The 384-nt window shown below is 71.6% G+C and carries 1 protein-coding gene; it reads right to left on the bottom strand.

Translation table 11 applies throughout. From position 1 onward, the window contains the following. Positions 1-384 (bottom strand): RimK family alpha-L-glutamate ligase (locus tag J1M64_RS19335; protein WP_374220878.1); only part of this gene is annotated, 384 nt, incomplete at both ends.

The raw sequence follows: 384 nt of genomic DNA, 5'->3' as shown, positions 1-384 counted from the left end.
GCCCTCGAGCATGTCGACGCCCGCGACCTTGAGGCCCATGATCTGCGCCGCGCGCACCGCGACCCGCTCGTACTCCGGCTCGAGCGCGACCGCCTCGACGGTGCCGCCCCGATGCACGTTCGAGCGGAACTCGTCGCCGACGGCGGTGCGGCGCATCGCACCGACCACCCGGTCGCCCACCACCAGGGCGCGGATGTCGCGGCCCTTGCTCTCCTGCACGAAGTGCTGGATGAGCACCTGCTGCCTCGTGCTCTGGAGCGTCTCGATGATCGCCTCCGCCACCTTGATCGAGGGCGCCAGGATCACGCCGATGCCCTGCGTGCCCTCGAGCAGCTTCAGCACCACGGGCGCCCCGCCGACGCGCTCGATCGCGGGGATCACGTC

It is taken from the genome of Dietzia sp. KRD202, from assembly GCF_017168155.1.
Lineage (GTDB): Bacteria > Actinomycetota > Actinomycetes > Mycobacteriales > Mycobacteriaceae > Dietzia > Dietzia kunjamensis.
This window is presented reverse-complemented; position numbering and strand designations above follow the sequence as displayed.